6 protein-coding genes and 1 pseudogene are annotated in these 6959 nt (G+C 43.6%); all 7 read right to left on the minus strand.

Annotated features, from left to right (window positions below; genetic code table 11):
• Window positions 1–12 precede the first annotated feature (12 nt).
• Window positions 13–1392 (minus strand): NAD(P)(+) transhydrogenase (Re/Si-specific) subunit beta, encoded by a 1380-nt coding sequence (locus C8R11_RS14660; protein WP_090700153.1) that lies wholly within the window; start codon window positions 1390–1392, stop codon window positions 13–15.
• Window positions 1393–1701: an NAD(P) transhydrogenase subunit alpha part 2 gene (locus tag C8R11_RS14665; protein ID WP_090700155.1), complete on the minus strand. Its 309-nt coding sequence runs from the start codon at window positions 1699–1701 to the stop codon at window positions 1393–1395.
• A gap of 96 nt (window positions 1702–1797) precedes the next feature.
• Window positions 1798–2928, minus strand: coding sequence for a Re/Si-specific NAD(P)(+) transhydrogenase subunit alpha (locus C8R11_RS14670; RefSeq protein WP_090700157.1), 1131 nt, complete (start codon window positions 2926–2928; stop codon window positions 1798–1800).
• A 214-nt stretch (window positions 2929–3142) separates the two neighbouring features.
• Window positions 3143–4105, minus strand: coding sequence for an ornithine cyclodeaminase family protein (locus tag C8R11_RS14675; protein ID WP_107796347.1), 963 nt, complete (start codon window positions 4103–4105; stop codon window positions 3143–3145).
• Between the two features lie 599 nt (window positions 4106–4704).
• Entirely contained in the window at window positions 4705–5613 is a 909-nt protein-coding gene (locus tag C8R11_RS14680) for a patatin-like phospholipase family protein (protein ID WP_107796348.1), read from the minus strand.
• Between the two features lie 187 nt (window positions 5614–5800).
• Window positions 5801–5914, minus strand: a pseudogene (locus C8R11_RS17185) (IS3 family transposase); the annotation flags it as partial.
• A 47-nt stretch (window positions 5915–5961) separates the two neighbouring features.
• Window positions 5962–6126: a hypothetical protein gene (locus tag C8R11_RS16305; protein ID WP_181258277.1), complete on the minus strand. Its 165-nt coding sequence runs from the start codon at window positions 6124–6126 to the stop codon at window positions 5962–5964.
• Between the last annotated feature and the right edge of the window lie 833 nt (window positions 6127–6959).

The following is a 6959-nucleotide window of genomic DNA, read 5'->3' on the forward strand; positions in this document are numbered from 1 at the left end:
ATAGATAAATAATCAGAGCGCTTTGACCATACTTTCCACAACTTTCTTAGCATCACCAAAAATCATCATCGTCTTGTCCATATAGAACAGGTCGTTATCGAGTCCTGCATAGCCCACACCCATACTGCGCTTGACAACCATGACGGTGCGCGCTTTATGCGCCTCCAAAATTGGCATGCCATAAATAGGGCTGCCTTGTACATTAGCAGCCGGATTCACAACATCATTTGCACCCAGCACCAGGACCACGTCGGTATTGGAAAAATCACTGTTAATTTCGTCCATTTCCAAAACCTGTTCGTAGGGTATTTCTGCTTCCGCTAATAAAACATTCATATGTCCGGGCATACGTCCTGCTACCGGATGAATGGCAAACCGCACATTGACACCTTTTTCATGCAACATTTCAGCCAATTCCTTAACGGCATGTTGCGCCCTTGCAACAGCGAGCCCATAACCGGGAATAATAATGACGCTGTCTGCATTGCCCATCAGGAATGCTGCATCATCTGCGCTACCGCTTCGATATGTTTTTTGAGCACCATCATCCGCAACTACGGCACCGCCATCACTCCCAAATCCACCCAGAATAACAGACAAAAACGGCCGGTTCATCGCTTTACACATAATATACGAGAGAATCGCACCAGAGCTACCGACGAGTGAACCTGCAATAATAAGCATTGGATTTCCTAAAGAAAAGCCAATACCTGCTGCAGCCCAACCCGAATAAGAGTTCAGCATTGAGATGACGACAGGCATATCAGCGCCACCGATAGGGATAATAATCAAGAACCCAAGTAAAAAAGCGATTGCCGTCATCGCAATAAAAGCTGTCCAGTTGGTTGTTTCACTGAAGAAAAACCACAGGCCAAAGCCAATCATAACAATTGCCAATAGCAAATTAAGCATATGTTGTCCGCTAAAGACAATAGGTGTACCGCTCATACGACCAGACAGCTTAAGAAACGCGATTACTGAGCCAGACCAGGTCATCGCACCAATGAACGTCCCGAGAAACAATTCCAGTTTGCTACCGGCAGGCAAGACTGCCGGCAAACCAAACGAAACAGGATTATTAATCGCTGCAATTGCAATAAATACAGCAGCCAACCCAACCAGTGAATGCATAAATGCGACCAGTTCAGGCATAGCAGTCATCTGTACGCGTTTGGCTATGAGTGTACCGATAACACCGCCAATTGCGATACAACCAATAATCAACATCCAGTTCTCGGTCAGTGTCATCGTAGTAGCGACGGCAATAATCATACCGACAATACCAAACATATTTCCGCGGCGCGCAGATTCCGGGGAGCTTAAGCCTTTTAGCGCCAGTATAAAAAATACTGAGGCAACTAAATATGCGAGTGCTACCATATTTGCTGACATTTACGTACTTCCTTTTTTATCTTTTTTCTTGAACATTTCCAGCATCCGTTGACTTACCAGAAATCCACCAAACACATTTACTGCCGCCAGTGTCACGGCAACAGCACCAAGCCATACACCCCAGTCCATATCCGAAGGACCTGCAGCCAGCATTGCGCCAACAATGATAATACTTGAAATTGCATTCGTCACAGACATCAACGGCGTATGCAGGGCAGGCGTAACATTCCACACTACATGGTAGCCGACAAAAATTGCCAGAACAAAAATTGTCAGATTGATAATAAGTGGATCAATGTCCCCTATCATATACACTCCTTTTAAATTCGTTAACTGTATGCCTTATGTATTAAACATAGGAATCGCGACTCATCGTGTAACAGCTATACTTGCACACCCACTCAACTATTGCGCGTGGCTTACCACACCACCATCACTACAAACCAATGTTCCGGTGACAATTTCATCCTCACGGTTTATGTTTAACTTACCGCTTTCGGCATCAATAATCAGATTCAGGAAATTCATCAAATTTCGCGCGTATAACGTACTCGAATCGGCTGCGACCAGCCCGGGAATATTGGCGACACCAACCAAATGCACGCCGTGCTTGACAACCGTTTTGTCCAGTTCGGATATCGGGCAATTACCACCCGCTTCAACAGCCATATCCACGATAACAGAACCAGGCTTCATTGCTTTCACAGTTTCTTCTTTGATTAATACAGGTGCCGGACGGCCTGGAATCAATGCGGTCGTAATAATGACATCTGCAACACTTGCTCTTTCGTGAACCAGTTCACCCTGACGGCGTTTATAGTCTTCAGACATTTCGGCTGCATAACCACCCGCTGTTTCAGCATTTGCCTTTTCTTCATCAGTGAGCGGCACTTCCACAAATTTAGCCCCCAGGCTTTCAACCTGTTCTTTAGCAGCAGGACGCACATCAAAAGCCTCGACAACTGCACCCAGCCTTTTTGCGGTCGCAATAGCCTGCAACCCTGCCACACCGGCACCAAGCACCAGAACACGCGCTGCTTTAACTGTTCCGGCCGCTGTCATTAACATCGGAAAAAAACGTTGATAGATATCAGCAGCCATAATCACAGCCTTGTAGCCCGCAATATTTGCCTGGGATGACAACACGTCCATATTTTGGGCACGTGAAATCCTCGGCAGTTTTTCCATTGCGAATGCAGTTAAACCATGTTTGGCGAGCAATTCAATCCCGTCAACTTTATGTGGCGCCAGAAGGCCCAATAACACAACATCTTTACGCATCATGGCCAATTCATCAGCATCGGGGCCACGAACCTTGAGAACTACTTCAGACTGACTGTACAACGTTGCCGCATCAGCAACGATGTTAGCACCAGCCGCTTCAAATTCCGCATCAGGTATACTTGCGCCAGCACCTGCGCCTGACTGTACCGATACAACATGGGTGCCCTTAGCAGTATATTTTTTAACTGTCTCCGGTGTAGCTGCGACACGCGTTTCTCCCCCGCGAATCTCTGCGGGAATGCCTATATGCATTGATGATCTCCCTTATCTTGTCAACAAGCTTGCAAACAAAAACTTTTTTCTTTTATAAATAACATTGAACTCTTTTCGTAGAGGTCGAATTATAAATCAATTTACACTTCACGTAATAGATTACTGGAACAAGTAATGAATTTGATACACTTTTACAACAACTTCTAGATTCAGACTAGACCATTGACGCTGTACGAATGCCCGTTGACATGATCTAGATGTCAACCAACACACCTTGCGATGCATCACACGCGCGCTGAAAAGCCAAAGCTGAAACAGCCAGATCCCCCAATGCCAAACCACGGAATACAAATGCAGTTCGCTCATTTGCCCGCTTGCGCCCCACAATCTTTCCAGTAACCAAACCGGTCAAATCTCCTGATATCAAACCCGGCCGCACCAATGGATTTGACATTTCAGCTTCCTGTTCTATGTCGTCAATAATAATGCGATCAAAAGCGGTCATGCCTTCGGCGTACCAGGGCGCAGCCAGATCAGTCATGGTCACAAAAGCACCATGTTTTAACCATCGCACATCCAGAAAAGGTTCCAATTCAGGTGAAATAGTCACCGATGTCACAATCAAATCAGCGTCACAAACAGCTTCTTGGGCTGTTTTACTTGGGACCGCATTCAGTCCCATACTATTTGCACTCTGACACAATATATCCCGATTTTTGACACCACGCCCATACGCGCGAATTTCTTTTAACGGAAATAAATCAGCGAAAACCTTTAAATGGCTATGTGCTTGCACACCACACCCAATAAATGCAGCTACGCTCGAATTGATGTTAGCTAAACGCTTAGCAGCTACAGCACTTAGTCCAGCCGTACGCACTGCAGTTACCCAGCCACCATCCAAAATAGCAAGTGGCAGACCAGAATCACTGTCAAGCAATGTCACCAAAGCATAAATGCTTTTCAAACCTCGATGCGAGTTTTTTGGATTTAATAGTAATGTTTTAACCGCCAGAATCTGCGGATCGTCAGCAGCTGCCAATGTTGCCATCATATATCGACCGTCAGGTGGCGTAATCACTGCTTTAGGCGCATTCCAAACTTGTGCGCAAACACGTCCATGGATCAGGTTTTCAATGCTTTCGATAACTTCTGTAGTCGTCAGCTGCAGTTGATTCAACACTTTTTGTGATAAAAAACGAATATGTACAGACATTTTGGCAATCAGGAATTGAACATGCGCTACATTAGGACGCCATCTTCAGAATAATCGAATCGACTGACTCATTTTAATAGCATACATGAGTCGATGAACAGTTTATTTGAAAATCCTGTTATCCCCAATTAAATAAATCCACTTTCTCTCGCGTAACAAAGTACTTCTCGTGCCTTTGCAAATTGTTTTTTTAAATGTAAAAAATAAAATGCAACGCTAAACAGCCATTCGGCTGGGCTTTGCTTTTTTTCTCCGGCTTTGCTTGTCTTGACTCGTTTTTCCAAGACTAAAAGCATTCATTTTGAATTTAAAAAGAGGATATTTCTATTTTGCATCAATAGTAACAGGATTGTCGCGCAGAATGACGCCAGAGCACAAGAACTGTTACGAATTCCGATTGCTATATACAGATGATTGATCCAAAATTGCAGCAAAACTGGAAGAGCTAATTGCCAAGGTAACAGCGCGATCCGCTGAAATAAATTCTCTTAGTTAAATTTAATCTCCCAGTTGATCGTTTTTGTATTAGGCATTTTTTTATTTTTTCAACCCTCGCTCCCAGTCAGTTCCTGCTCAAATAATATTCAGGCAGCTCTGAATCAATTTGAACCAAGAGCTCGAGATTCTCGATTATTTTCGGACACTGAATTTAAAATTTCATGTGCCTTGTTATAGCCAAATTCTATCATTTCTGATGCACGATCAAACTCTAGCGTTCCACAAGCATTTCTGGCAATTTCAATTGTATAGTCTGGTGGATATGCTGCAAGTTTCTGCCTGGCAATAGTACTCTGCATTGCATCGTATGCCTGGTTTACAATATCATAGGCATCAAAATTCAAAACATCTTTCTGAATACTTCTTTGTTGCAAACTTTTAATAAAGCTACTAATCCTTTCGTGAAATTTTGTTGAATCATCCGAGTAGACCATTTGCCCGTGATCTACAGCATGATTGCTATTTAATGCGCCGCTTAGATTAACAGCGATTGTCATATCTGTATGATCGCCAAATGTAGGGGCGATGGGAACTGGATTCAGGACGCTGCCATCAATCAGATTGATGCCTTGGTAACTATAGGGTGTAAACAACATGGGCAATGAAATTGATGCGCGAATAGCATCAAAAAGTTTGCCGGAATTTATCCAGACTTCTTTTTCATTTTGAATATCAGTCGCAACAGCAGTAAAACAAATTGGAAGATCTTCAATTAATTCGTTTCCGACAAGATTGACCAATGTATTGACAATTTTATCACCCTTAAAAAAACCCGATCTATTCCACGAAACATCAAGCAAGCTTAAAATATCAATCTTCGTAACTGCCTTAACCCAGTCCTCAAATTCACTTAGCTTTCCAGCGGCATAAATTCCGCCGATAAGCGCGCCCATGGAGCAACCGGAAATAGATTTAATTACGAAACCATTTTCTTCGAGCCAGTGAATAACGCCGATATGCGCTAACCCGCGCGCACCCCCACTTCCTAAGACAAGAGATATGGTTTTCATTGGCAAAACTGATCCTTTAATAAATACTAAACAGCAATTATATAGTTTTGATATCAGCATCCTTAGCAGGTCGTTGAAAAATATTTTCGGAGCAACCCCGCGCATAACAAAACAAGTAAAAAAAGAAGTGCTCGTCTCTTGGATTCGTATAATAAATCACCACTGTCTCATTAGGTTCTGGTCAATTCTAACCGAACGCTTTAATTTGAAACATTTCATATTTAACCGGAGACATTCCGCTATTAGCTGTGTATAACCGGTCATTGTTGTAGTAGCGAATATAATCCGCAGCATCTTGTTTCGTATGTTCTCGTGCAGGCTACGCCACTTTTAAAATCCAGTCATGCTTCAAGCCACCAAAGTTAGCAATTTCAGATAACCTGCCTTATTAATCGGTATGGAAGCAAGCGTACCTATCACTTTACCTTGGTGCTTAATGACTACGCCAACATGTTTATCCAAATGGGTAACAACGCCAAGACAAACTTCATTCTGAATCAATGTGCTATCCATATTTAGACTCCTCAGTCAAGATTGGCACATTACCAACTGCACTTACCGGACAGGACACTCACGGTGCAATACAAAGCTCCTATTAGGTCACAAGCATTGGGCCCGATAATACTCGAGGAATACCTTGACCAGATCGACAGGTCAACGCAAAGGCGCCACCTCGCCAATCCCAGCACGAGCCAGACCAAGTCAGGCGTTTCATGCAATATAAATTGAGTATCCCAACACGCACCTACGCCGCTCATTGAAGCTCTGACGCCATAGCAATAATCATCTTGCCAGCCTACTCTGCATTTCACTGATTATCAAAGGTCTTCATCTCTTTACTGACAGCTAACCTGTCAAACAAGCGACTCAAACCGTTCCCCCTCGCCAAGTAGCAGGGTCTCTGTTTCAGACTACTACGGAAACTCCGTCAGCTAATCGTTCATTGGGATCACATTCCCTTGTCATTACGATAAACCTTTCCCATTTCACAAGCCAGACTCAAACGTATTGGTGAGGCTGCCGATCGCAGTCTTTGTTCTTGCTTGCTGCAAGTCGATACAAATGTTACGGTCTGGCTCTATTCTCCTCGTAACACCCTGCATGCCACCATTCGTTTGCAATCTGCATTTGGAAGCAAACCCTTAACTGTGATTCGCCTCAGTCCGTATACACCTGTTAAGCCGTGTATGTGGTGTTCTGGTCTAATGGAAATGGACACATTGATGAGAGACAATGTTATTGTCACTGATCGAGGTTTTTATGAAAGAAAAGAAAGTTTGCAAACGATATGCGCAGTCGTTTAAAGAAGAAGCGGTTGCATTAATTACGGAACAAAGCTACAGCGT

The sequence above is a fragment of the Nitrosomonas aestuarii genome, assembly GCF_003046585.1.
GTDB lineage: Bacteria > Pseudomonadota > Gammaproteobacteria > Burkholderiales > Nitrosomonadaceae > Nitrosomonas > Nitrosomonas aestuarii.

Bases quoted from the DNA above. Each gene is read 5' to 3' on its own strand.
- C8R11_RS14675 (WP_107796347.1), bottom strand. From the start codon at position 4,105: ATGTCTGTACATATTCGTTTTTTATCACAAAAAGTGTTGAATCAACTG.
- C8R11_RS14670 (WP_090700157.1), bottom strand. From the start codon at position 2,928: ATGCATATAGGCATTCCCGCAGAGATTCGCGGGGGAGAAACGCGTGTC.
- C8R11_RS14665 (WP_090700155.1), bottom strand. From the start codon at position 1,701: ATGATAGGGGACATTGATCCACTTATTATCAATCTGACAATTTTTGTT.
- C8R11_RS16305 (WP_181258277.1), bottom strand. From the start codon at position 6,126: ATGGATAGCACATTGATTCAGAATGAAGTTTGTCTTGGCGTTGTTACC.
- C8R11_RS14660 (WP_090700153.1), bottom strand. From the start codon at position 1,392: ATGTCAGCAAATATGGTAGCACTCGCATATTTAGTTGCCTCAGTATTT.
- C8R11_RS14680 (WP_107796348.1), bottom strand. From the start codon at position 5,613: ATGAAAACCATATCTCTTGTCTTAGGAAGTGGGGGTGCGCGCGGGTTA.